At 66.3% G+C, this 25134-nt stretch carries 23 protein-coding genes; 13 read left to right on the forward strand and 10 right to left on the reverse strand.

Annotation, left to right across the window (positions count from 1 at the left end; all coding sequences use genetic code 11):
* Nucleotides 1–49: 49 nt before the first annotated feature.
* Together C8J39_RS09555 and C8J39_RS09560 are read left to right on the forward strand one after the other, a co-directional pair.
* Nucleotides 50–1237, forward strand: coding sequence for an RsmB/NOP family class I SAM-dependent RNA methyltransferase (locus C8J39_RS09555; protein ID WP_120300216.1), 1188 nt, complete (start codon nucleotides 50–52; stop codon nucleotides 1235–1237).
* Nucleotides 1238–1293: 56 nt separating this feature from the next.
* The gene (locus tag C8J39_RS09560; protein ID WP_183037968.1) at nucleotides 1294–1794 is read left to right on the forward strand and encodes a M48 family metallopeptidase; all 501 of its coding nucleotides are present in this window, start codon (nucleotides 1294–1296) and stop codon (nucleotides 1792–1794) included.
* 119 nt (nucleotides 1795–1913) lie between these two features.
* Here the strand turns inward: C8J39_RS09560 and rsmA are convergent, their stop codons facing one another.
* From rsmA to C8J39_RS09580, 4 genes are all read right to left on the reverse strand, one after another.
* Entirely contained in the window at nucleotides 1914–2729 is an 816-nt protein-coding gene (gene rsmA / locus C8J39_RS09565) for a 16S rRNA (adenine(1518)-N(6)/adenine(1519)-N(6))-dimethyltransferase RsmA (protein WP_120300513.1), read from the reverse strand.
* 11 nt (nucleotides 2730–2740) lie between these two features.
* On the reverse strand, nucleotides 2741–3778 hold the full coding sequence (pdxA, locus tag C8J39_RS09570) for a 4-hydroxythreonine-4-phosphate dehydrogenase PdxA (protein ID WP_120300218.1): 1038 nt from the start codon (nucleotides 3776–3778) through the stop codon (nucleotides 2741–2743).
* Nucleotides 3756–5246: a peptidylprolyl isomerase gene (locus tag C8J39_RS09575; protein ID WP_404969326.1), complete on the reverse strand. Its 1491-nt coding sequence runs from the start codon at nucleotides 5244–5246 to the stop codon at nucleotides 3756–3758. The genes pdxA and C8J39_RS09575 overlap by 23 nt, the downstream gene beginning before the upstream one ends.
* A gap of 79 nt (nucleotides 5247–5325) precedes the next feature.
* Nucleotides 5326–7593, reverse strand: a complete 2268-nt coding sequence (locus C8J39_RS09580) for an LPS-assembly protein LptD (protein ID WP_404969327.1) — start codon at nucleotides 7591–7593, stop codon at nucleotides 5326–5328.
* A 183-nt stretch (nucleotides 7594–7776) separates the two neighbouring features.
* Between C8J39_RS09580 and C8J39_RS09585 the strand changes: the two genes are divergently transcribed.
* From C8J39_RS09585 to C8J39_RS09600, 4 genes are all read left to right on the forward strand, one after another.
* Nucleotides 7777–9252 (forward strand): leucyl aminopeptidase, encoded by a 1476-nt coding sequence (locus C8J39_RS09585; RefSeq protein ID WP_120300221.1) that lies wholly within the window; start codon nucleotides 7777–7779, stop codon nucleotides 9250–9252.
* Between the two features lie 154 nt (nucleotides 9253–9406).
* Nucleotides 9407–9853, forward strand: coding sequence for a DNA polymerase III subunit chi (locus C8J39_RS09590; protein WP_120300222.1), 447 nt, complete (start codon nucleotides 9407–9409; stop codon nucleotides 9851–9853).
* Between the two features lie 72 nt (nucleotides 9854–9925).
* Entirely contained in the window at nucleotides 9926–10348 is a 423-nt protein-coding gene (ndk, locus tag C8J39_RS09595) for a nucleoside-diphosphate kinase (RefSeq protein WP_056058698.1), read from the forward strand.
* Nucleotides 10348–10866, forward strand: a complete 519-nt coding sequence (locus C8J39_RS09600) for a GNAT family N-acetyltransferase (protein WP_120300223.1) — start codon at nucleotides 10348–10350, stop codon at nucleotides 10864–10866. The genes ndk and C8J39_RS09600 overlap by 1 nt, the downstream gene beginning before the upstream one ends.
* Before the next feature lie 163 nt (nucleotides 10867–11029).
* Here C8J39_RS09600 and C8J39_RS09605 read toward each other — a convergent pair whose 3' ends face one another.
* Genes C8J39_RS09605 through purM form a run of 4 tightly spaced genes read right to left on the reverse strand, consistent with a single transcriptional unit; the run spans nucleotide 11030 to nucleotide 13674 of the window.
* Entirely contained in the window at nucleotides 11030–11635 is a 606-nt protein-coding gene (locus C8J39_RS09605) for a hypothetical protein (RefSeq protein WP_120300224.1), read from the reverse strand.
* Nucleotides 11632–11997, reverse strand: coding sequence for an MmcQ/YjbR family DNA-binding protein (locus C8J39_RS09610; RefSeq protein WP_120300225.1), 366 nt, complete (start codon nucleotides 11995–11997; stop codon nucleotides 11632–11634). Before C8J39_RS09610 ends, C8J39_RS09605 begins: the two co-directional genes overlap by 4 nt.
* Complete coding sequence (gene purN / locus C8J39_RS09615; protein WP_120300226.1) at nucleotides 11994–12566, reverse strand: phosphoribosylglycinamide formyltransferase; 573 nt, start codon at nucleotides 12564–12566, stop codon at nucleotides 11994–11996. Before purN ends, C8J39_RS09610 begins: the two co-directional genes overlap by 4 nt.
* A complete protein-coding gene (gene purM, locus C8J39_RS09620; protein ID WP_120300514.1) occupies nucleotides 12559–13674 on the reverse strand; it encodes a phosphoribosylformylglycinamidine cyclo-ligase in 1116 nt (371 codons plus the stop codon). The genes purN and purM overlap by 8 nt, the downstream gene beginning before the upstream one ends.
* A gap of 64 nt (nucleotides 13675–13738) precedes the next feature.
* Between purM and C8J39_RS09625 the strand changes: the two genes are divergently transcribed.
* The 4 genes from C8J39_RS09625 to C8J39_RS09640 are packed head-to-tail and all read left to right on the forward strand — an operon-like array spanning nucleotide 13739 to nucleotide 19329.
* On the forward strand, nucleotides 13739–14983 hold the full coding sequence (locus C8J39_RS09625; protein WP_120300227.1) for a heavy-metal-associated domain-containing protein: 1245 nt from the start codon (nucleotides 13739–13741) through the stop codon (nucleotides 14981–14983).
* An 11-nt stretch (nucleotides 14984–14994) separates the two neighbouring features.
* Nucleotides 14995–15639, forward strand: coding sequence for a DnaA ATPase domain-containing protein (locus C8J39_RS09630; protein WP_120300515.1), 645 nt, complete (start codon nucleotides 14995–14997; stop codon nucleotides 15637–15639).
* Between the two features lie 16 nt (nucleotides 15640–15655).
* Nucleotides 15656–17821 (forward strand): RNA degradosome polyphosphate kinase, encoded by a 2166-nt coding sequence (locus C8J39_RS09635; protein ID WP_120300228.1) that lies wholly within the window; start codon nucleotides 15656–15658, stop codon nucleotides 17819–17821.
* Nucleotides 17818–19329 (forward strand): Ppx/GppA family phosphatase, encoded by a 1512-nt coding sequence (locus C8J39_RS09640; RefSeq protein ID WP_120300229.1) that lies wholly within the window; start codon nucleotides 17818–17820, stop codon nucleotides 19327–19329. Before C8J39_RS09635 ends, C8J39_RS09640 begins: the two co-directional genes overlap by 4 nt.
* A 30-nt stretch (nucleotides 19330–19359) precedes the next feature.
* Here the strand turns inward: C8J39_RS09640 and C8J39_RS09645 are convergent, their stop codons facing one another.
* Both C8J39_RS09645 and rnd read right to left on the reverse strand, forming a co-directional pair.
* Nucleotides 19360–19656, reverse strand: coding sequence for an I78 family peptidase inhibitor (locus tag C8J39_RS09645; RefSeq protein WP_120300230.1), 297 nt, complete (start codon nucleotides 19654–19656; stop codon nucleotides 19360–19362).
* Nucleotides 19653–20828, reverse strand: a complete 1176-nt coding sequence (rnd, locus tag C8J39_RS09650) for a ribonuclease D (RefSeq protein ID WP_120300231.1) — start codon at nucleotides 20826–20828, stop codon at nucleotides 19653–19655. Before rnd ends, C8J39_RS09645 begins: the two co-directional genes overlap by 4 nt.
* Before the next feature lie 91 nt (nucleotides 20829–20919).
* On the opposite strand from rnd, the gene aspS reads away from it, so the two are divergent.
* The 3 genes from aspS to C8J39_RS09665 all read left to right on the forward strand — a co-directional run bounded on the left by aspS (nucleotide 20920) and on the right by C8J39_RS09665 (nucleotide 25133).
* Complete coding sequence (aspS, locus tag C8J39_RS09655; RefSeq protein ID WP_183037969.1) at nucleotides 20920–22743, forward strand: aspartate--tRNA ligase; 1824 nt, start codon at nucleotides 20920–20922, stop codon at nucleotides 22741–22743.
* A gap of 216 nt (nucleotides 22744–22959) precedes the next feature.
* On the forward strand, nucleotides 22960–24360 hold the full coding sequence (locus C8J39_RS09660) for an APC family permease (protein WP_243649835.1): 1401 nt from the start codon (nucleotides 22960–22962) through the stop codon (nucleotides 24358–24360).
* Complete coding sequence (locus C8J39_RS09665; RefSeq protein ID WP_120300232.1) at nucleotides 24357–25133, forward strand: polyphosphate kinase 2 family protein; 777 nt, start codon at nucleotides 24357–24359, stop codon at nucleotides 25131–25133. Before C8J39_RS09660 ends, C8J39_RS09665 begins: the two co-directional genes overlap by 4 nt.
* Nucleotide 25134: the final 1 nt, after the last annotated feature.

The following is a 25134-nucleotide window of genomic DNA, read 5'->3' on the forward strand; positions in this document are numbered from 1 at the left end:
ACACTCCGTACCAAACTCTCCCGCTCTGCCTGCAAGCTGGAGCCCAGAAGTGACTCCCCCAGCACGCACCCAGGCCGCGATCGAACTCCTCGACCAGATCATCGCTGCCGCCCGCGAGTCAGGTGCCGCTGCCGACACGCTGATCGCGCGCTATTTTCAGACCCGCCGCTACGCCGGCTCCAAGGACCGCCGCGCGGTCCGCGACCTCGTCTACGCCGCAATCCGCAAGGCCGGAGACCGCCCCGAAAACGGCCGCACCGCGATGCTCCTCGTCGCCGACGCCGATCCGGAAGTCGCCGCGGCCTTCGACGGCTCCACCCATGCGCCCGCGCCGATCGCCAAGGACGAACCGCGCGCCCGCGCGGGCGTCGCGCCGCAGTGGCTGTCCAAGGCCCTCCGCGCCTCCGGCCTAGACGGCGCCGCCCTTACAGACCTAGCCGGCCGCGCCACGCTCGATCTCCGCGTCAACACGTTGATCTCCGACCGCGCGACCGTCCTCGCCGCGCTCCCCGAAGCCGAAGCCACCCCCCACGCCCCCGACGGCATCCGCCTCCCGACCGGCACCAACGTCGAAGCACTCCCGCTCTTCAACGAAGGCGCGCTCGAAGTGCAGGACGAAGGTAGCCAGCTCGTCGGCCTCGCGATGCAGGCCAAACCCGGCGAACGCATCGTCGATCTCTGCGCCGGCGCTGGCGGCAAGACGCTCGCACTCGCCGCGACCATGAAGAACGAAGGCGTGATCCTCGCCTGCGATACCGACCGCAACCGTCTCGCACGCCTCGCCCCCCGCGCAACCCGCGCTGGCGCGACGATCGTCGAGAGCCGTCTGCTCAACCCGACGCGCGAGATCGAGGCGCTGAGCGAATGGGCAGGCCGCGCGGACAGCGTGCTGGTCGACGCCCCCTGTTCGGGCACCGGCACATGGCGACGCAATCCCGAGGCGCGCTGGCGGCTCACCCCCGACCGCGTCTCGCGGCTGCAATCGACGCAGCAGCAGGTGCTCTCCGTGGCCGCCACGCTGGTGAAACCGGGCGGCGCGCTTGTCTACATCGTCTGCTCCCTTCTCGACGCCGAGGGGACGGAACAGGTCACTTGGTTCCTGAACGCACACCCCGGCTGGACCACGGAAGCCCTGTCGCTTCCCGCCGGCGCGAAGCACGGCCACGGCGTTCGCCTCGAACCCGGCCGCGACGGCACCGACGGCTTTTTTGTCGCGCGCCTCCGGGCTGCGTGCTAGCCAGCCGATCTATGGCTCAACTCACGGCCAAACCTGTATCCCGCCTGGAGACGATGATGCGTTTTTCGTCCGTTGCCCTTGCCGCCGCGCTGACCGTGGTATGTGTCTCGACGTCGCTCAGCGGCCAACGCCCCGACGCCCAGATTGACGCGCGTTCGATGCAGTTGTTGGCGCAGGGTCGTTCGCTGGTCGCGGCTGGTAATCTAGACGGTGCCACGGATGTGCTCGAAACGTCGGTAGCGGTCGATCCGCGCAATCGTGCGGCGTTCCTGTTGCTCGCGCGCGTCGCGGAAACGCGTGACTTGCCAGGCAAGGCGATCCGCTTGTACCGCGAAGCCCTGCTGCTAGAGCCGAACGACGTCGCGGCGTTGAAGGGGCAGGGCGAGGCACTGGTCGCCAAGGGCGCCGTAGTCCGCGCGAAGGACAATCTCGTGAAGATCCGTACGCTCTGCAAGGGCGTGTGCCCGGAAGCGACGCAACTCGCGGCGGTGATCGCGAAAGGTCCGCCGATCGCGACGGCGCAGGTCGAGAAGACCCCAGTAGCCGCCAAGGACTGAAGCGCTCCCCTCCCTGAAAGGGAGGGGTTGGGGGTGGGTAGGCCAGCTCTGGTCGCTACCGTCACCTCATACTGAAACCGACCCACCCCCGGCCCCTCCCTTCTAGGGAGGGGGGAAGATCAGCCGACCGCCTTCGCCAACGCCGTAAAATCCACAACTGACAGCGTCTCCGCCCGCCGCGTTGCCTCCACCCCAATCCGCTCCAGCGCGTCGAGCGCGCCCGGCACACCCTTCAGACTCTGCCGCAGCATCTTCCGCCGCTGGCCAAAAGCCGCGCCCGTCAGTCGCTCCAGAACCGCAAAGTTCACCCCCTCCGGCGCTTCGACCGGCGTGAGATGCACCACCGCAGACATAACCTTAGGCGGGGGCGTAAATGCCGACCGGTGAACCGGCATCGCGATCCGCGCAGTCGAACGCCACTGCGCCAGCACCGCGAGGCGCCCGTAATGATCGTCGTTCGTCTTCGCGACGATCCGCTCGGCGACTTCCTTCTGGAACATCAGCGTGCAAGACTGCCACCACGGCAGCCATGACGTCGACAGCCACCCGACCAGCAGCGCCGTGCCGATGTTGTACGGCAGGTTCGATACGATATGCGGCTTGCCCTCGAACAGCGCCGGCGCGTCGACCTCCATCGCGTCGCCCTCGATCACCCGCAGCCGCCCCGGATACGCCTCGCCAAGCTCCGCCAGCGCAGGAATGCACCGCCGGTCACGCTCGATCGCCGTCACGCGCGCACCCGCCGCGAGCAATGCGCGTGTCAGGCCACCAGGACCGGGGCCAACTTCGAGCACCTCGGCATCTTGAAGGTCACCCGGCACCGCCGCGATCCGCTTGAGCAATTGCCCGTCGAACAGAAAATTCTGTCCAAGCGCCTTGCTCGCATTCAACCCATAACGCGCGATCACCTCGCGCAGCGGGGGAAGCTCCGTCAATGCAGCCTCGGTCACGACTGGGCAGCGGTCTGAGCGCGTCGGTCCGCCGCTTCGCCCGCCATCGCGATCGCCGCGATCATCGCACCCGGCTCGGCAAGGTTCCTGCCAGCGATCGCGAACGCAGTGCCGTGATCGGGCGATGTCCGCACGATCGGCAGGCCGAGCGTCATGTTCACGCCCTCGTCGAAATGGATCGTCTTCAACGGCACCAGCGCCTGATCGTGATAGCAGCACATCACGACATCGTAGGTCGCCCGCGCCCGCGGATGAAACATCGTATCCGCCGCGAACGGCCCGGTCGCATCGATGCCCTCATCGCGCAGGATCGCGATCGCCGGCGCGATGATCTCGATTTCCTCGCGGCCAAGCGCACCCTGTTCGCCCGCATGCGGATTGAGGCCGGCAAAGGCGAGCCGCGGGTTCTCGATCCCGAAGTTCCGCAGCAATCCCCGAGCGGTCGCGCGAGCCTTGGCGACGATCAGTTCGACCGTCAGCAAAGCCGAAACGTCCTTCAACGGCACGTGGGTCGTGATCGGCACCACCTTCAGCGACGGTCCCGCCAGCATCATCACAGCATTATCGCCCGCAACCCCGTAGCGCTCGGCGACGAACTCGGTCTGCCCCGGATGCGTGAAGCCGATGGCGTACAGCTGCGACTTGGACACCGGCCCGGTCACCAGCGCACGCGCCGCGCCGGTACGAACGAGACCGACAGCCAGCTCCAGTGAATGCAGCGCGCACCGCGCCCCGTCCGCGTCAGGCTCGCCCGGTACGATCGCACCCGCGTCGCCCACCGTCAGCACGGGCAACGCCTCGCCGAAAACCGCTGTCGCCGCGCTCAGATCGGCAATCCGTTCAATCGGGCCGGCCCAGACCCGCTCGATCGCCCGCGCATCGCCCACCGCGACGAACGGCGGCAAGCCATGAGTCTCGCGCGCATCCCACGCCTTGGCGATGATCTCGGGCCCGATCCCCGCGGGATCGCCCATCGACACCGCCAGCGGCGAGATGCGGGTCACGATCCGATCACCGATATTCGACCACGGCATCGCGCCGCAGATCGCGCAGCTTCTGCTGCGCGCGCAGGTTGACGCGCTGCTGTTCGAGCTGCCCCTGGATCTGCTCGGAGTTCGGCACCGAACCGCCAGCCGCCTCGTCGCGACCGCAGAGCACCAGCGCGCGAACGCCCTGTTCCGCCGACCCGAATGGCGGGCTCGACTCGCCGACCTGCAGCTTCAGCATCACTTCCTGAAGCTGCGGCGGCAGGTCGCGGATCCGGACCGTGTCGTTATCGACCACGTCCGCGCCGATCCCGGCCGCGACCTTCTCCACGGTACCGCAACCGCGCAATTCCTGCGTCGCCTTGGCAAACGCCTGCGCACGAGCCGAGGCCTGCGCCTGGTTGGTGTTCGGCGGGAAACGCAACGTCAGCTGCTTCAGGCTGAGCTTCGCGTCACGGGGATCGGCGGTCAGCACCTGCCGCTTGTCGGTCAGGTACAGGATCGAATAGCCGCCAGAGACCTCGATCGGTCCGGCAACCTGGCCGACCTGCATCGTCGTAGCCGCCTCAGCCAACTGCCCCGGCAGCGTCGCCGCACGGATCCAGCCAAGATCGCCGCCGACCGCACGCGTCGACGCTTCAGAGAACTGTCGCGCGTAATATTCGAACGGCTGCGCGCCCTTCTGGATCTCCTGCAGGATCTGCTTGGCGTTGGCATAGACCTGCTGGCTGTTCGCCGGAGTCGACGCGAGATAGATTTCCTTGAGGTTGAACTCGTCGGTGCCCTTGGCCGCCTGGAGACGATCGATGATCGACTTCACCTCCTCGTCGCCGACGTTGACGAACGGCTCGACGCGGCGACGCAGATAGCGCTGCCACGCCAACTCGCCCTCGATCTGGCGCTTCAGCGACCGCTCGGACGATCCGGACTCGCGCAGATAGGCGCGCATCGCGACCGGCGTGCGGTTGAAGCGCTTCGATACGCCGTCATAGCTCTGCGTGAGCTCGGCCGGGGTGATCGTGATGTCGGCGGTCTTCGCTTCCTGGATCTGGAGCGTCTCGTCGATCAACTGGCGCAGGACCTGCAGCTTCAGCCGCTCGCGATCTTCGGGCGACAGCTTCGCCTCGTTCGCCATCGCCACCAGGGCGACGCGCTGGTCGACGTCGGTACCGGTAATGACGGTATCGTTGACGATCGCGGTCGGCTTGCGGACGTTGGGATCGACCTTGCCGAAGATCTGGAGGTTGGTCGGGATGTCGAGACCGGTATTGTCCGGCACGCTCTGGTCCTGAACGGTCTGTCCCGGAGCCGAGGGCGCCGGCTGAGCCTGGGCCGGCTGTGCCTGAGCCGGCTGGGTTGGCGCAGGTCGCGCGCCGCGCTTGCCCTGCGCGGCCTTGGGAGGCACCGCCTGGGCGATCGCGCCTGCTGCCAGCGCAGCCAGAACCACAGAACCGATCACACGGCCGCCACGCGCCGCCAGTCGAACATCATGCTTCAAGTGTCGGTATCCCATCATCGCACGCCGTAATCCGCACCGCCATTGCCATGACGACGCATATCCGGCGCGGTTTGCCCCAAAGTAGCTGAACGCGGGCTTAGCGGCCGAGGTTGGTGAAGGCCAGCGTCAACAGGAAGCTGTTGCCCTTCCGCGCGTCGCCGGTGTCGTTGTACGTCCGCCGCCACGTTCCGCCGAGACGCAGACAGTCGTCTTCATACTGTACGCCCAGCCGGTGGCGGATCGGCGTGAAGCCATCGCTGCGCGACAGCGGATCCTCCGATGCGTTGGTCAGATCGACCACGCCCGAACCGAACGCCGACCAGAACCGCGCGAACTGCACCCGGCCTGCGACGCGGACTTCCTCGCGGTCGCGCAGATCCTCAATCGAGGCATCGATGTTGCGGTTGAGCTTGAGATACCCGACCAGAACATAGGTCGCGCGCGAGCCGATCGTCGCGTCCAACTCGTTGCGGCGGATCGCGAAGCCGTCCTTGTCGAGCCGGTAACGATGGACGATCGACACGAAGTCGCGGAACCGGAGCTCGCTGCGCCCGACGATGTCGGAGAACCGGTCGCTGAGCCCGGTACCGTCGGGCAGGATGGTCGGCCGCTTGTCGACGCGATAGCTCTGGCCGACGTTGGTCGTGAACGCGATCCCCGGCAGGTCGAGCGCCCATTCGCCACCATAGGTGACGCGCGAAGAATCCTCGAACCGATCATAGCCGGCGAACCGGTTGAGCGAGAACAGGTTGGTGTCGTCGAGGTCGACCGCGCGCGAATCCTCGTTCGGCAACGAAAGATTGGCGACCTTCGGTGCTGCGACGAACTGCACCTGCGGCGTAAAGCGCTGCGTACCGCCGAGGAACGTACCGATGAACGGCCATTTCACATCGACCGCAGCCGCACCGATGGCACGCTGGCGGAAGCCGCCGAACCCCTGATAGGTTTCGATGAGCGTCTTATCGATCTCGTTGCTGTTATACAGATCGCCGCGTGCGAACGCGGTGAACGTGACCTCCTGGCCCCAGTTCGTGAAGCGGCGCAGATCCCATTGCAAACTAGCGAACGCGCGTTGCGTGTCCTGGCCATCGGTGCGGGTCAGCGCGAGCGTGTTCAGCTGGAGCTGGAATCGGCCACCGACGAGGCCGTCGTCGAACCGCTTGCGATAGTCGATCTCGGGCAGCGCGATCGGCTGGTCCCCCTGCCTGTCGTTGACGCGCAACGTCTGCGCGTACCAGCCGGCCAGCGAAAAGTAGCTGCTGTCATCGATCCGCTCGAGGCTCGCGGTGGTGCGCAACCGATCGTCGCGCGAAATGTCGTAGCGGCGCAGGAACGTGCGGTCGGTCGTCAGGCGGAGCGACCCGCTCGCGGTCCAGTTCGGCGTCAACTGATAGCGTGCCATCCCGTCGATATAGCCGCGAAACGCCATGCTGGTGTCGGTCGGAGTGGCGGTCGTCAGGTCGTCACTGCGCCGGCTTTCGGTCGCATAGGCACGTACCTTGAACGCGCCTTTGGAATTGAGTGCGGAATAATCGACCTGGGCCATCGGCAGCACGCTGCTGTAGATGTGCGGCGTGATGACCAGCCCCTGGTTCGGGGCGAGCTTCCAATAATAGGGGACGCTGACTTCGACGCCGTTGACGCGGCTATAGCCGCCGTTCGGCGAGAGCAAGCCACTGTCGCTGCCGCCACCGACCGGGTTCGAGAACTCGGGAAGCGGCAGGCTGGGCAGGCCGAACAGGTGGAGCCGCGCGCCCTTGTAGAAGATGCGCTTCCGCTCGGGGCGATAGGTGACGCGGACCGCGGTGATCTTCCACGTCGGCTCCTTGGGACAACCGGCGGTGTTGGTGACGCTGCACGGCGTGTAGGCGGCGGTTTTCAAATTGACCGTGCCGTCGGCGTCGCGCGTGCCCTGCTTGGCGGCAAGGCGTCCGCCCTGTTCGAGCACGACGAGCATGTTGTCGACCACGCCGTCCTTCAGCGAATCGGTCAGGTTGATCTCGTCGCCGTACGCGATGTCGCCTTCGGGATTGGTGACCGCAATGTTGCCGGTCGCGACGACCTTGCCGGTTTTGCGGTTCCAGACGACCTTGTCGGCGCGCAACCGGCTGCCCTGGCGGAACATCCGGACTTCACCGGTCGCGGTGACGATATCGGTGTTGGTGTTGTATTCCAGCGCGGTGGAGCTGAACTGCACTTGGTCTTCAGCCGGCGTCGCGGTCGACGCGTTGGCGACCGGCGGGTCCTGCACCGGTGGCGCGACCGGACGGTTCTGGAAGTCCTGGGCCTGGGCAGGCGCGGCCGCGATCCCGGTCGCCAACGCGAACGAAAGGGCGCAACCCGTCAAAAGGTCGATACGCAACACGATCCGAACCAACCCCTTTGGCACTGGGCAGCCGTTTGCCGCCATATCGCTCGCCTATCGCATCACCGGCGCTTCGCTGCAATCGCCGTGAGATGACAGGCCGCCACCTTGCTTTGCCAAGCCCGCGGCATCAACTTAGAGCCAAGCCCATCCTATCGTTCAAAAGCTCCCCGAGGTTTCTTCATGCAGATCGTCTTCGCCCCGACCGTTCCCGCCAACGCCCCGATCCTCGCCGTGCCCGTCGCGAAGGACGGCGTGGCGCAGATCACGTGGAGCGCGATCGGCGGCGATGGCGAGGCGGTGGCGACCAGCGCGGCATCTGCGGCACGTTTTGCGGGTGAGGCAGGCTCGGTCGTCGAGCTGTTCGTGCCGGTCGACGGTGCGGTTCGTCAGGTCCTGCTCGTCGGAGTCGGTAAGGGCGAGACCGCCGATTGGGAGAAGGCCGGCGGTGCGATCACCGCACGCCTGTTGACCTCGGGCGCGACCTCGGTCGTCGCCGACCTCTCGGCAGGCGCCACGCCTACCGCCAAGGCCGCCGCGCACTTCGCCGCTGCCGCCGCCCAGCGCGCATGGCGCTACGACACGTACCGCACCAAGCTCGCCGAGAAGTCGAAGCCGACGCTGACCGAGATCACCATCGCCGGCGCGCCCGACGGCACAGATGCAGCCTGGACCGAGGCGGCCGCGGTCACCGAGGGGCTCGACCTGACGCGCTGGCTGGTCACCTCGCCGCCGAACGTCGTCTACCCCGAGAGCTTCGTCGAGAAGGTGACGAAGGACGTCGAGGGTCTCGGGCTCGAGATCACCGTGCTCGACGAGGCGCAGATGACCGAACTCGGCATGGGCTCGCTACTCGGCGTCAGCCAGGGCTCGCGCCGTGAAGCGCGTATCCTTGCGCTCAAGTGGAACGGGGCAGGGGCCGACGCACCGACGCTGGCGTTCGTCGGCAAGGGCGTGACGTTCGATTCGGGCGGCATCTCGATCAAGCCCGGCGCTGGCATGGAAGACATGAAGTGGGACATGGGCGGCGCAGGCGCCGTCGCTGGCGCGATGAAGGCGCTCGCCAGCCGCAAGGCCAAGGCGAACGTCGTCGGCGTGATGGGCCTGGTCGAGAACATGCCCGACGGCGCGGCGCTGCGTCCGAGCGACGTCATCACCTCGATGTCGGGCCAGACGATCGAAGTGCTCAACACCGACGCCGAGGGTCGGCTCGTGCTCTGCGATTGCGTCACTTGGGTCCAGCAGGCGCACAAGCCGACGACGATCGTCGATCTCGCGACGCTGACCGGCGCGATGATCGTCGCGCTCGGCACCGAGAATGGCGGCATCTTCGCCAATGACGATGCGCTCGCCGACCAGCTGATCGCGGCGGGCAAGACCACCGGCGACACGCTGTGGCGCTTCCCGCTGTCGCCTGCCTACGACAAGCTGATCGACTCGCCGATCGCCGACATGAAGAACGTCGGCCCCCGCGGCGCCGGCTCGATCACCGCCGCGCAGTTCATCAAGCGCTTCGTCGACGAAGGCGTGAAGTGGGCGCATCTCGACATCGCCGGCATGGTCTGGTCGGACAAGCCCGGGACGAACCACGACAAGGGCGCCACCGGCTACGGCGTTCGCCTGCTCGACCAGTTCGTCGCCGACAATTTCGAGGGTTAAGGCTTGAGATAATCCTCCCCCGCCAGGGGGAGGTGGCGCGGCGCAGCCGTGACGGAGGGGGAGGGCCGCGATACGCCTGTTCCGTGTCCGCCCCCTCCGTCAGCCTTTGGCTGCCACCTCCCCCTGGCGGGGGAGGAATGCTAAGGGGGAAACTATGCAGGTCGATTTCTACCACCTAACCAGCCCCCTCGACCGCGTCCTTCCACGCATCGCCGAGCGCGTAGTCGCAACCGGCGGCCGCCTACTAATAGTCGCCGAACCCGAAGAACAACGCGTCGCGCTCGACCGCCTCCTCTGGTCCTACGCCCCCGAGAGCTTCCTCCCCCACGCCCAGGCCGGCAGCAATGAAGACACCGCCCAACCCATTCTAATTGCTCAAAATATACAAGAAACCCCCCCGGCAAATGCCGCCCGCAACGTCGCGGTGGTAGACGGACGTTGGCGTGACCTTATCCTAACCTTTGACCGCGGCTTCCACCTCTTCGACGACGAAGCGATCCAGGAAGCGCGCCTCGCCTGGAAGGCACTAGCCGACCGCGACGACGTCGAGCGCCGCTACTGGAAACAGAACGACTCCGGCCGCTGGGAACAGGCCGCATAGGTTGCTTTAGCGCCGCGCCCCGCCTAAGCGCCGCGCATCCGATTACCGTCAACACAGGAGCCCGTGACCATCATGGCCGCGAACCGTACCTTTTCGATCATCAAGCCCGACGCAACCCGCCGCAACCTGACCGGTGCGGTCACCAAGATGCTCGAGGAAGCCGGCCTGCGCGTCGTCGCTTCGAAGCGCATCCAGATGACCCGCGAGCAGGCCGAGGGCTTCTACGCGGTCCACAAGGAGCGTCCGTTCTTCGGCGAGCTCGTCTCGTTCATGATCTCGGGCCCGGTCGTCGTCCAGGTTCTCGAAGGCGAGAACGCGATGCAGCGCAACCGCGACATCATGGGCGCCACCAACCCCGCCAACGCCGATGCCGGCACGATCCGCAAGGAACTCGCCGAGTCGATCGAAGCCAACTCGGTCCACGGGTCGGATTCGGACGAGAACGCCGAAATCGAGATCGCCTATTTCTTCAAGCCCGAAGAAATCGTCGGCTGATGATTTGGCGGCTGCGACGGGCAGGGCCGGGCGATGCGCCCGCGCTATCGCTCGTCGCATCCGCCACGTTTCTCGATACCTATGCGACCGTGCTGACGGGGGCCGACATCGTCGCCCACTGCACGACGAAGAACAGCATCGCCACGTTCGAGACGTGGCTGTCCGATCCCGCGACGATCGTGACGCTCGCCGAATACGAGCCCGGTCACGCACCGATTGGCTACACGGTGCTGACCGCGCCGGACTTCCCGATCGAACCCGGCCCCGCGGACGTCGAACTCCGCCGCATCTATCTCATGAAGCAGGCCCAAGGCTCAGGCCTGGGCGCCGCCCTGATGGCCCGCGCCCTCGAAGACGCCACGGCGGCAGGCCGGACCCGAGTCTTGCTAGGCGTATGGGACCAAAACACCCGCGCCCGAGCCTTCTACGAACGCCAAGGCTTCAAGGTGATCGGCGCGCGCCAATTCACGGTCGGCACCACCCTCCACGACGACCCGGTCTACGCAAGGGCGGTCTGAGTCTCCCCGGCGAAAGCTTTGCACTGCACACCAGCGCTACTACCCCGGCGAAGGCCGGGGCCCAATTGGGAAGGTCGTAGTAACGGAACGCCGCCCGTCGTTAGCAACGTTCCCCAATTGGACCCCGGCCTCCGCCGGGGTGGTGCCGTTTAGAGGTAGGCAATCACGCCGCCGGCTTCTCTTTCGCCCAGATCGCATCAAGCCTAGCCTGATCCCCACCACGCTGGCGAACCCGCAAACCTTCAAGCTTCAGCGCACGACCCCGCAACATCCGCCCCTCGGTCTTCCAGATCACATCATAGATCCCGCTCGCCGACCGCGTCGTATCCCCATCGAAATACTGCACGCTGACCAGCACCGGCAGACGCCCCGCACGATCGTCCGCCCCGCCATCGGTAAGCTTCAGCAACGGTGCCGAGAACCACGACGCATCGATAACCGGCTCGGCCGGCGGTCGCTGAGCCGATACCCCCAACGACCGTGGAAACGTCACGGTCACGTCCTGAAGATCATGCCGCGCATCCTTCAGCAACAGCGTATCACCGCCATCCTGCACGATCGCCGACAGGTCGATCTTCGTCCGCTCGCGCGCCGCACTCGACTGGGCCGCGATCTTGTCGGCCTCGTTCGCGCGGTGATCCGACCAGTTGGTCCACAGCGTCAGCCCCGCAATCAGCACGCCCGCAACCGCCACGACCTCGGCCAGCGTCACCCAACGCCGCCGCGTCGCTGCAGCCTCGCGCCGTTCGGTCGGAGTTTCGGTGCTCATCGTCCGCCGGCTTCCAGCAAGCGGGCAGGGGCGGCAAGTTCCCAACTCCGCGCGATCCGGTCCTCGACCAGCGCCCAGTCGGGATCGTCGGCAACATTCATCCCGACCCAGCCGGTCGCGCCGAGATACGCCGGCCGCGAATACACCGCCGGGTTCGCCTCGATCAGCGTCTCCTGTTCATCGGTGCCGCTGGTCTTCACGCACACCATGGTCAGTCCATCACCGTGACGATCCGCCCGGAACTGCGCGAACTGCTTGTCGGCGACTAAGAAGGTCGGCTGGCCATGCGACACCTTTTCCTCGGTCTCGGGCAAGGCAAGCGCCGCCCCACGAATGCGGTCGAGGGGGGACAGATCGGTCATCGCGTCACGAACTCCGCCAAGGTCTTGGGGTACAAAGCATGTTCCGCCGCCAGCACGCGATCGGCAAGCGCATCCGCATCGTCGCTGGCAAGGATCGGCACCTCGGCTTGACCCAGCACCACGCCGCCATCGAGCTCCTCGGTCACGACATGCACCGAGCATCCGCCAACCGCATCGCCCGCCGCGATCGCCCGCGCATGCGTGTCGAGGCCCTTGTACTTGGGCAGCAGCGACGGATGGATGTTAACGATCCGATCCCGCCACGCGGCGACGAATTCGTCCGAAAGCAGCCGCATATACCCGGCGAGCGCGACGACCTCGACACCAGCGTCGCGCAACGCCGCATCGATCGCCGCCTCATAGGCCGGCTTCCCCAGACCCTTCGGCGAGAGTGCGAACGTCGCCAAGCCCTCCGACCGAGCCCAGTCGAGCCCGGCCGCGCCCGGCTTGTCCGACGCGACAAGCGCGATCTCGTACGGACACTCCGCCGCGCGCGACGCGCCGACCAGCGCCATCATGTTCGATCCGCGCCCGGAGATCAGCACGCCGACGCGCGTCTTGTCAGCCATGCGTTGCGGTCCAGTCCTCGCGTGCGCTCCACGTGCCAGCCGACCCACGAACCGTGCAACCGTGAGTCCCGGTCTCGATCCGCCCGATCGTGAACACCGTCTCGTCCGCTGCCTGAAGCGCCACGGTTACCGCCTCGGCCTCGTCGGCGGACACGATCACGACCATGCCGATCCCGCAGTTGAACGTCCGCGCCATCTCCTCCGGCTCGATCGCGCCCTGCGCTTGCAGGAACGCCATCAACCGCGACTGCTCCCACGCATCCGCATCGACCACCGCATGCACGCCGTCGGGCAGCACGCGCGGGATGTTCTCGAGCAGGCCACCGCCGGTGATGTGCGCCAGTCCCTTGATCCGCCGCTCGCGCAGCAACGGCAGCAGGCTGGCGACGTAGATGCGAGTCGGCGCCATCAAATGATCGATCAGCAACTTGTCCTGATCGAACAACGCAGGGCGATCGAGCTTCCACCCGCGATCGGTGGCGAGACGACGAACCAGCGAGAACCCGTTCGAATGCACCCCCGACGATGCGAGCCCGAGCATCACGTCGCCCGCGGCGATCTCGCGCCCGGTCAGCACGTTGGTCCGCTCGACCGCCCCCACGCAGAAGCCCGCGAGATCATAATCGCCGTCCGCATACATGCCCGGCATCTCGGCGGTCTCGCCCCCGATCAGCGCGCAGCCGGCGGTCTTGCAGCCTTCCGCAATCGACGCGACGACGCGCTCGGCGACTGCCGCATCGAGCTTCCCGCTCGCGTAATAATCGAGGAAAAACAGCGGCTCGGCGCCCTGCACGATCAGATCGTTGACGCACATCGCGACGAGGTCGACGCCAACGCCCTCATGCCGGTCCCACTCGATCGCCAGCTTCAGCTTGGTGCCGACGCCGTCGTTCGCCGCGACCAGCAAAGGATCGACGAACCCTGCCGCCTTGAGGTCGAACATCCCGCCGAACCCGCCAAGATCCGCGTCCGCCCCCGGCCGCCGCGTCGAGCGCGCGAGCGGGGCGATCGCGCGCACCAGCGCATTGCCCGCGGCGATCGAAACGCCCGCTTGAGCGTAGGTGTAGGAGCCCGAAGCGGGAGCGGCGGAGTCTGGCGTATCGGTCATGATCGGTGCTGCTAGCCACATCGCGCTTGGATTTCCACGTCTGCTTCGCCAAAAGGCCCGCTTGATGCGTATCCGTGCCCTTCCCACCGCGCTTGCTGGCGCCGCTCTCCTGCTGAGCGGGGGAACCGTGCTCGCGCAAATCGAGGGCGGCAGCCGAGGCGCAGCTCCGGTCGACAGCGGCAGCGCCTACGAGGTGAGTGGCGTCACCGTCGACGTCGCGGGCAAGACCGCCGACGCCGCGCGCTATGGCGGCTGGCGGCTCGCCCAGCGCAAGGCCTGGGTCCAATTGTCGAACCGGCTTGGCGGTGGTGGCGGTCTCGTTTCCGATGGCACGCTCGATTCGCTCGTCTCCGGGATCGTCGTCGAGAACGAACAGATCGGCCCGCAGCGCTACATCGCCAAGCTCGGCGTGCTGTTCGATCGCGGCCGCGCCGGATCGATCCTCGGCATTTCCACCTACGCGGATCGCTCGCAGCCGATGCTCGTCATCCCCGTCCAATATTCGGGCGGCGTCGGCCAAGCGTTCGAGCAGAGCACGCAGTGGCAGCAGGCCTGGGCGCGCTATCGCACCGGCAACAGCAGCATCGACTATGTCCGCCCGTCCGGCTCGGGCCCCGACGCGCTGCTGCTCAACGTCGGCCAGACGCAGCGCCCCGGCCGCGGCTGGTGGCGGACGATCCTCGACCAATATGGCGCGAGCGACGTGCTGATGCCGGTCGTGAAGCTCTATCGCCAGTGGCCCGGCGGCCCGGTGATCGGCGTGTTCGAAGCGCGCCATGGCCCCGACAACGACCTGATCGGCCGCTTCACGCTGCGAGTCGGTACGCCCGACGGCATCGCGCAGCTACTCGATACCGGCGTGAAGCGGATCGACGACCTGTATCAGCAGGCACGCCGCAACGGCTCACTCCGCGTCGACTATAGCCTATCGCCGCCGCCGCCGCCCGAAGCCACGGTGATCGACGACCTGCCCACCGACGAGACCGCCGACGCGAACACCGCCGTACTGACGGGTGGCGAGGGCATCTCGGTCATCGTCCAGTTCGATACGCCGGCCGCAGCAAACGTATCCTCGACCGAAGCCGCACTCCGCGCGATCCCCGGCGTCCGCTCCGCAGCCACCACCAGTCTCGCGCTCGGCGGCGTCTCGCTGATGCGCGTCGCGTATGATGGAGATCCGGCCGCGCTGAAGACCGCGCTAGAGGCCCGCGGGTATCAGGTATTCGGCTCCGGCCAGACGATCCGCATCCGCCGGGTCGCCCAACTTCTTCCGCCGGACTTGCCCGCGGACAATGCGACGACAGGGTGAGCGCGACCAAGATGACTCAAATTGCGCTGCCACTCGGGTGGCCGGCGGACCCTCGCGACGACGCCTTTCTGGTTACCCCCTCCAACTCGCGCGCGGTCCACACGCTGGAGCACACCGCGACTTGGCCCGTCATGACCGCCATCCTCACCGGACCGCGCAAATCGGGCCGCAGCCTGCTCGCGCGAATCTTCGCGGCGAAAAGCGGTGGCACGATCATCGACGATGCCGAGCGCGTGCCCGAGGCGCAGCTGTTCCACGCCTGGAATCGCGCACAGGAGGAGCATAGGCCGCTGCTGATCGTCGCCGACGCTGCGCCGCCCGAATGGAAGGTGAAGCTCCCCGACCTGCGCTCGCGCCTTGCCGCCAGCCCGATCGCGGCGATCGGCGCGCCCGACGACGAGCTCATGCGTCTGTTGCTCGCGCACCTGTTCGAGCGCCGCAGCCTCGATGCGCGGCCCGATCTGATCGACTGGCTCGCGACTAGAATCGAGCGCAGTCATATTACCGTAACGCGAACCGTCGATGCGCTCGATCAGGAGGCGATGGAACGTCGCAAGCGCTTGTCGATTAATCTTGCACGAACCACACTCACCGAGGCCGGGCTTATCCTCCGGCCGCAACTCGCTCTCGACCTCCCGCTCTTTACGCCACCATAAGCACCCAAGAGGCCCGATGAACCGTCCAGCGCATATCGTCCGCCAATCGGAAGACGACGACGATCCCATCGGTGCAGAGCCGAACGACCGGTATTTCAACCGCGAGCTCTCCTGGCTCGCGTTCAACCGGCGTGTGCTGGAGGAGGCGTGCAACCCCGCGCACCCGCTGCTCGAGCGGTTACGCTTCCTGTCGATCTCGGGGTCGAACCTCGACGAATTCTTTATGGTCCGCGTCGCCGGCCTGAAGGGGCAGCAGACGCAGGACGTCGATCGACGCTCAGCCGACGGGCTCACCGCGGGCCAGCAGCTAACCGCGATCGTCCGCGAGGCCGACGAATTGATGGCGAGCCAGCAGGCGGTATGGGGTGACCTGCGCGTGCTGCTCGACGAGGCCGGACTGTTCGTCCTCCGGCGCGAGGCTGTCGAGGGCGAGGCCGACGAATGGCTCGAAACGCATTTCCGCGATCAGATTTTCCCGATCCTGACCCCGCAGGCGCTCGACCCCGCACATCCGTTCCCGTTCATCCCCAACCGCGGCCTCTCGGTGATCTTCGACCTCGTCCGCCGTTCGGATAACGAGCCGGTCCGCGAACTGGTCATGCTACCGCATACGATGACGCGCTTCGTCCGCTTGCCTGGCGAGCCTGCGCGCTACATCTCAATCGAATCGATCCTGAAGCGGTTCGCGCCGGTCCTCTTCCCAGGTTACGAAGTCCTCGCCGCCGCCAGCTTCCGCGTCCTGCGCGACAGCGACATGGAGATCGAGGAGGAGGCCGAGGACCTCGTTCGCTACTTCGCCAACGCGATCAAGCGGCGGCGCCGTGGCCGCGTGATCCGCCTGGAACTAGAAACCGGGATTCCTGACGTGCTCGCGGCTGTGCTCAAAGATGAGCTCGGCGGTGCCGACGCGATCATCACCGAGAGCGGCAATCTGCTCGGCATCGTCGACCTCGACGGGCTGGTCGACGAGGATCGCCCGGACCTGAAGTTCCCGCCGTTCACCCCGCGCTTTCCGGAGCGCATCCGCGAATTCGGCGGCGATTGCTTTGCGGCGATCAAGGCCAAGGACATCGTCGTCCACCACCCGTACGAGACGTTCGAAGTGGTGCTCGCCTTCCTGAAGCAGGCGGCGAACGATCCCGATGTTGTCGCGATCAAGCAGACGCTCTACCGCGCCGGCAAGCAGCCCGCGGTCATCAACGCGCTCATCACCGCGGCCGAGGCGGGCAAGTCCGTCACCGCGGTCGTAGAGCTGAAGGCCCGGTTCGACGAAGAGCAGAACATGGTCTGGGCGTCTGCGCTGGAACGTGCGGGCGTGCAGGTCGTCTACGGCTTCATCGACTGGAAGACGCACGCCAAGGTTTCGCTGGTCGTCCGCCGCGAGGGTCAGGCATTCCGTACCTACTGCCATTTCGGCACCGGCAATTATCACCCGGTCACCGCCAAGATCTATACCGACCTCAGCTTCTTCACCGCCGATGCTGCGGTCGGGCGTGATGCGGCGCAGATGTTCAACTACATCACGGGGTACGTGGAGCCGACCGACATGGCGCGGGTCAGCCTTTCGCCGCGCGATCTCCGCCAGAACCTGATGAACCTGATCGACGTCGAGATCGCCAACGCACGCGCCGGCAAGCCCGCCGGCGTCTGGGCGAAGATGAACTCGCTGGTCGACCCTGCGGTGATCGAGAAGCTGTACGAGGCGAGCGGGGCAGGGGTCGAGATCGACCTGATTATCCGCGGCATCTGCTGCCTGCGACCCGGCGTGCCCGGCCTGTCCGAGACGATCCGGGTGAAGTCGGTGATCGGGCGGTTCCTGGAGCACAGCCGGATCTGGGCGTTCGGCAACGGCAAGGCGCTGCCCAACGACGGTGCAAAGCTGTTCATCTCGTCGGCCGACTGGATGCCGCGCAACTTCGACCGCCGCGTCGAATATATGCTGCCGATCCTCAACCCGACCGTCCACGACCAGATCCTCGATCAGGTAATGGTCGCGAACCTGATCGACAACGAGCAGAGTTGGGAGCTAGGCCCCGACGGCGAATACACCCGCGTCGATCCCGGCGACCGCCCGTTCAATTTGCATCGGTATTTCATGACGAATCCTTCGCTCTCCGGCCGCGGCGCTTCGCTCGCGACCAGCAATGCCGTGCCGACGCTGTCGCTCCGTCGAAAACGATGAGCGTCACGAATATCCTGTTCGGCAATTCCCCGCCCAAGGCCGAGACCGATGATCACCCGCGCACCGGGATCATCGATATCGGCTCGAACTCGATTCGTCTGGTGGTCTACCAGGGGCCGCCGCGGCTCCCCGCGATCCGGTTCAATGAGAAGGTGTTGGCGGGGCTCGGGCGTGGGCTCGCCGCTACCGGCGCGATCGAGAAGTCGGCGCTGAAGACGGCGCGCGTCGCGCTGGCGCGGTTCGCGGCGGTGGCGAAGGAAATGGAATGCTCGACGCTCCTCACGGTCGCGACGGCGGCGGTACGCGATGCGAAGAACGGCGGCGAACTCATTGCCGCGGCTGAACAACTCGGCCTGACCGTCGAGACGCTGTCGGGCGAGCAGGAAGCCAGCGCGGCCGGCTACGGTGTCCTGTCCGCGATTCCCGAAGCGGATGGCATCGTCGGCGATCTCGGCGGCGGCAGTCTCGAACTCGTCCGCGTTCGTCGCGGCAAGATCGAGGACCGCGTCTCGTTCCCGCTCGGCGTCCTCCGCATCGGCCCGATCCGCGCCAAGCGCGGCAAGGTGCTCGCCCGCTACGTGGCACGTCTGGTGCGCGAGGCCGGCTGGACCGCGAAGGGGCAGGGGCTGCCGCTCTATCTCGTCGGCGGATCGTGGCGGGCACTGGCGCGGCTCGACATGGAGCTGTCGGACTATCCGCTGCCGATCATCCACCAATATTCGATGACTGCGGCGACGATCACCCGGCTCAGCCGGACGATCCCGCAGCTTTCCAAGCCGCGCCTGAAGGCGATCCCAGGGCTGTCCTCGGGCCGCACGGCAACGCTCGCGGATGCCGCGGCATTGCTCGGTGTGCTGATGCGCCAGCTCGGCAGCCGGACGACGATCGTGTCCGCCTATGGCCTGCGCGAAGGCCTGCTCTACGAAGACCTGAAGCCCGCAGACCGAACGCTCGATCCGCTGATCGTCGCCGCGCGCGAAGAGGGGCGGCTGCTCGGTCGCTTCCCCGAGCACGGCGACCTCCTCGACCGTTGGATCGCACCGCTGTTCACCACCGAGCCACCCGCGATGGCGCGGATTCGCCACACGGCATGCTTGCTTGCGGACGTAGGCTGGCGCGCCAACCCCGAGTTCCGCGCCGAACGCGGCGTCGAGGTCGCATTGCACGGCAATTGGGTCGCGATTGACGCGCCCGGCCGGGGGATGCTGGCGCAAGCTCTTTACACGAGCCTTGGTGGCGATCTTTCCGCCGGTGAAACAGTTGGTCTCCTCGCATCTCCGGCAGCGGTGAAAAGCGCGACTGCTTGGGGCCTCGCTATGCGACTGGGCCAGCGAATGAGTGGTGGCTTAGCAGGACCGTTGAAGCGATCAGGGCTCGCAGATGACGGGGTATCACTTACGCTGACTCTGCGCCCGGATGATCGTGGGCTCTACGGCGAAGCGGTGGAACGTCGCCATAATGCGCTTGCCGCCGCCCTGGGACGCAAGCCCGTACTGGCTCTCTCCTGAATCCCCCCTTCTAGGGGAGGATCAATGAGTTTAAGCGCAGGTGAAGCGTTCGATCCGGCCCTTGGCGTCCACATAGACATTCAGACGATCAGCGCGGAAATCCATCGTCACGGCCGTGTTCGGCGCGATCCAGCGTAGCGTGCGTGCACCCGATCGCGTCTGCATCACGTCGGCCCGAGCATCGCTCGCGCGCTTGCCGACCAGATCGCCGAGCGAGTCGGCATTGCAGGCGGCCGCGATCGGCGAAGCGGCGGGCGTCTCGCCGCGCATCTCCACCGGCGTACACGCTGCCGAGGCCAACAAGGCTGCGACCAGAACGATCCTCATGCGGCATCCTCCGTACGTGTCATCTTGAGCTTCCCGCCGATCACTGCAAATGCCAGCCGCCCCTCAACCAGATCGAGCGCGTCGCGGCCGAACTGATCGAACCGCCAGCCTTCGAGCATCGGCAGCCCGGTCCGAACACCCGCCGCCAGAGCCTCGAGTTCATCGGTGCGCGCGAGCAGTTTCGACGCGACATCAATGTCTCGCGAGCGAATCTTCAGCAGCAGCTTGAGGAGGTCCGCCACCAGCGAACCCTCCTTGCCAAGCCCCGGCTTGCGATCGTCGCGTGGCGGCAGTTCGTCGTCGCCGAGCGGTTGCGCGCCCTCGATCGCGGCCATCAAGCGCCCGCCGATGTCGTTGCCGGCCCAGGTCGCTGACAACCCGCGCACCCTTGCGAGATCCGCCTGCTTCTTCGGCGGATGCCCCGCCATGTCGCCCAGTGTCTCGTCTTTGACGATCCGCCCGCGCGGCAAATCCTTTGCCTGCGCCTCCAGCTCACGCCAGCGCGCAAGAGCCTTCAAACGGCCCAGCACCTCGGGCTTGCGCCCCGAAATCCGCACCCTCTTCCAGGCCAGATCGGGATCGTTCGCATAATTCGCGGTATCGCCGAGCCGCTCCATCTCCTGATCGAGCCACACGCCGCGCCCGGTCTTGCGCAACCGCTCCAGCATCTTCGGGAAGATCTTCGAAAGATGCGTGACATCGCCGATCGCATATTCGATCTGCCGCGCGTCGAGCGGCCGGCGCGCCCAGTCGGTAAACCGAGCACCCTTGTCGACCGCGATCCCGAGCCAGCTGTCGACCAGGTTCGAATAACCGATCTGCTCGCCCTGGCCGAGCGCCATCGCCGCGACCTGCGTGTCGAACAGTGGGAAAGGGGTCTTGCCGGTGAGGTTGTAGACGATCTCGATGTCCTGCCCGCCGGCATGGACGACCTTCAGCACGTCGTGATTCTCGACGAGCAGGTCGAGCAGCGGCTTGAGGTCGATCCCCGGCGCCATCGGGTCGATCGCCGCGGCTTCCTTGTCATCGGCGATCTGGATCAGGCAGAGTTCAGGGTAATAGGTGCTCTCGCGCATGAATTCGGTGTCGACGCACACATAGTCGGCGTCGGCCATGCGCGCGCACAAATTGGCGAGCGTGGCACTGTCGGAGATAAGCGGGTGGATATGCATGACGTTTCCATAGCGAGGGTCGCCGAGGTTGACAAAGGCGGGTGATGAAGGGAAGCGCGGACCACCTGTTTATCGTCCGAGAAGACCCATCATGCACGCCTACCGCACCCACAACTGCGCCGCCCTCCGCCCCGAACGGGTCGGCGAAGAGGTCCGCGTCTCCGGCTGGGTCCACAAGAAGCGCGATCACGGCGACCTCGTCTTCATCGATCTGCGCGATCACTACGGTATCACGCAGATCGTCACTGACGTGTCAGGCCCGGTCTTCAAGGTCATCGAGGGTCTGAAGAGCGAAAGCGTCGTCACGATTACCGGCAAGGTGACCGCACGTGCGCCGGAAGCCGTCAACCCGAACCTGCCGACCGGCGGTATCGAGATTCGCGCGACCGCCGCGACCGTCCAGTCGATGGCCGGCGAATTGCCGATGCCAGTCGCAGGCGAAGCCGAGTATCCCGAGGATATCCGTCTCCGCTATCGCTATCTCGACCTGCGTCGCGAGCGTCTCCACGCGAACATCATGCTCCGCAGCCAGGTGATCACGTCGCTGCGCAACCGCATGAACGGGCAGGGGTTCACCGAATTCCAGACGCCGATCCTGACCGCATCGTCGCCCGAGGGCGCGCGCGATTATCTGGTGCCGAGCCGCGTCCATCCGGGCAAGTTCTACGCGCTTCCGCAGGCGCCGCAGATGTTCAAGCAGCTGCTGATGGTCGCCGGCTTCGACCGCTATTTCCAGATCGCACCGTGCTTCCGCGACGAGGACGCACGCGCCGATCGCTCGCCGGGCGAATTCTACCAGCTCGATTTCGAGATGAGCTTCGTCACGCAGGACGACGTGTTCAATGCGATCGAGCCCGTCCTGCACGGCGTGTTCGAGGAATTCGCCGACTGGCAGGGCAAGGGGCGTCAGGTCTCTGCCTTGCCATTCAAGCGCATCCCCTACCGCGAATCGATGCTGAAGTACGGCAGCGACAAGCCCGACCTGCGCAACCCGATCCTGATCCACGACGTCGGCCATCACTTCGTCGAATCGGGCTTCGGCCTGTTCGCCGGGATCGTCGCCGGCGGTGACGTGGTCCGCGCGATTCCCGCGCCGAACACCGCCGACAAGAGCCGCAAATTCTTCACCGACATGAACGACTGGGCGCGCGCCGAGGGGCATGCCGGGCTCGGCTACATCACGCAGAAGAACGGCGAACTCGGTGGTCCGATCGCCAAGAACCACGGCGAGGAAGCCACCCGGAAGCTGATCGCGGAGATGGGCCTCGGCCCGAACGACGGCATCTTCTTCGCCGCCGGCAAGGAACTGCCCGCCTCGAAGCTCGCCGGCGCCGCGCGGGCGCGGATCGGTGCGGACTTGGGCCTGATCGACGAGAACCGGTTCGAGTTCTGCTGGATCGTCGACTTCCCGATGTTCGAATATGACGAGGACGCGAAGAAGGTCGATTTCAGCCACAACCCGTTCTCGATGCCGCAGGGCGAGATGGATGCGCTGGAGACCAAGGATCCGCTCGATATCCTCGCGTATCAGTACGATATCGTCTGCAACGGCGTCGAGCTGTCGTCGGGCGCGATCCGGAACCACCGGCCGGAGATCATGTACAAGGCGTTCGAGATCGCCGGCTACACGCAGGCCGACGTCGACACGAACTTTGCGGGCATGATCAACGCGTTCAAGGTCGGCGCACCGCCGCATGGCGGCTCCGCACCGGGGATCGACCGGATGGTGATGCTGCTCGCGGGCGAGCCGAACATCCGCGAGGTCGTGCTGTTCCCGATGAACCAGAAGGCCGAGGACCTGATGATGGGCGCGCCGAGCCCGGTCAGCGCCAAGCAGCTCAAGGAACTCAATATCCGCCTGACGGTCGATGGCCCCAAGGACGCGACGAAAATGGTCGCGCCGAACGCGGGGTGACGTCTCTCTGTCCCTCGCCCCTACGGGGAGAGGGAAGGAGGAGCCGCTTGGTGACGGGAGGGTGAGGGGAGGTTGGTGTGCGCTAATTTCCCCTCACCCTCCCACCCGCAAGCGCGGGCGGGCCCCGCCCTCTCCCCGACGGGGCGAGGGAAATACGTCCCTCGCTTCCTCAACCCCCTCAACCATGCAAATACCTCTGCACGATAAGGGGTTGGCATGCGCGACGATGAGATGACACCGCCGCCAAGCCTCGTCCGCAGCCTCGGCGTGACGGGCGTTCTGTTCCTGACCCTCTCCGTCGCGACCCCCGCATCGTCGGTGTTCGTCATCGTCCCCGGCATGCTCCAGGTCGCCGGCACCGGCGCAGTCTGGGCAACGCTGATCGCCGGGCTCGTCTGCGTCGCGACTGCGTTCGTCTATGCCGAACTCTCCTCTGCATGGCCGGTAGCGGGCGGCGAGTATGTCGCGGTCGCGCACACGCTCGGGCCGATGGCGGGGTTCGTCATGCTCGGCGTCAACGTCTTCAACAACCTGCTCTTCCCGCCGGTCGCAGGGCTCGGCGTCAGCGCGGTGCTCGGTACGCTCGTCCCCGGCCTGCCGCAGATCCCCATCGCGATTGCCGTGGTCGCAGGGTCGACGCTCGTCGCGATCCTCCAGATTCGCGTCAACGCCTGGCTCACCGGCCTCTTCCTGCTGGTCGAGATGCTGGCGATCGGCGCGGTCGTCTGGCTCGGGTTCGCTGACACCGTCCGCCCGATCGGCGACCTCCTGATCCACCCGGTCATGCCGCAAGGAGCCAATCTCGTCCCCGCGTCCGCAGCATCGATCGGCCTCGCCACCTCGATCGCGATCTTCGCGCTCAACGGCTACGGCGCCGCGGTCTACTTCGGCGAGGAGATGCTCGACGCCCCCCGGCTGATCGCGCGCGCGATCATGGCGTCGCTCGCGCTGACGCTGCTGTTCGAGGGCATCCCGATCGTCGCGGTCCTGGTCGGCGCACCCGATCTCCACGCCACGCTCACCGCCGACGACCCGTTCGGCCTGCTCGTCGCCCTGCGCAGCGGCACCACGATGGCAAACTGGATCTCGATCGGCGTCGTCGTCGCGATCGTCAACGCGGTGATCGCCTGCATCCTCGCCTGCGCGCGCTTCTTCTACGGCACCGCGCGCGACGGAAGCTGGGGCCGTCCGCTCGACCGGTGGATGACACAAGTTCACCCGAAATTCGGCTCGCCCTGGGTGGGCACGCTGCTGGTGGGCGGGTTCGGGATCGTCGCGTGCTTCCTGCCGCTCCAGTTGCTGCTGGTGCTCAGCGGCACCGGCCTCGTCGCGATCTACGCGGGCATCTGCGTCGCGGCGATGGTCGGCAGGCGTACCGGCAAGACCGCCCATGCACCCTACCAGATGCCGCTCTACCCCCTCGGGCCGGTAGTGACACTGCTCGCGCTCGGCTATGTCTGCTGGACGAGCTGGCACAATCTTGAGGAGGGACGGCCCGGTTTGATCATGACGGCCGCGCAGATCCTGCTGTCGATCGCCTATTATTGGTTCATCCTGCGCCGACGGGGCGCCTGGAACGTTCAGATCCCGACCCTTGCGACGGAGCGCGATGCATGACGATACACCTGGCCGACTACGAAGACGGCGACGAATACGACGGCAAGTACAAGCACGACCTTGCCGCGCTGCAAAAGCGCCTCGAGCATATTCAGGTCGCGCACATCGTCGGCGGTACGCGCGCGATCGTGATGTTCGAAGGCTGGGACGCGGCGGGCAAGGGCGGCATCATCCAGCGCCTGTCGGCCGAATGGGACCCGCGCAACTACAAGGTCTGGCCGATCTCGGCGCCGACTGCGGACGAGAAGGCACATCATTTCCTCTGGCGCTTCTGGAACCGTCTGCCCGCGAACGGCAACATCGCGGTGTTCGATCGCAGCTGGTACGGCCGTGTCCTCGTCGAGCGTGTCGAGGGGTTCGCCAGCGAGACCGAATGGCGGCACGGCTACGATGAGATCAACGCGTTCGAGGCGCAACAGGTCGAGAGCGGCACTACGCTGATCAAGCTGTTCATCCACACCACGCAAAAGGAGCAGGATCGGCGATTGAAGGCGCGGCTCGACGATCCGTGGAAGCATTGGAAGACCGGGCTCGACGATTTCCACAACCGATCGCGGCGCGACGAGTATCTGGAGGCGATGGCCGAGATGTTCGCGCGCACCGACACCGCGACCGCGCCGTGGACCGTCATCGATGGCAACGACAAGAAGGCGGCCCGGATCGCAGCGCTGACGCTGATCGCGGACCGCCTCGAAGCCGGCGTATCGATGGTGCCGCCACCGCTCGACCCGAAGGTCAAGAAGGTGGCGGAGAAGGCGTTAGGCCTTCGCTGAC

This window comes from Sphingomonas sp. PP-CC-1A-547 (assembly GCF_003610375.1).
Taxonomy (GTDB): domain Bacteria; phylum Pseudomonadota; class Alphaproteobacteria; order Sphingomonadales; family Sphingomonadaceae; genus Sphingomonas.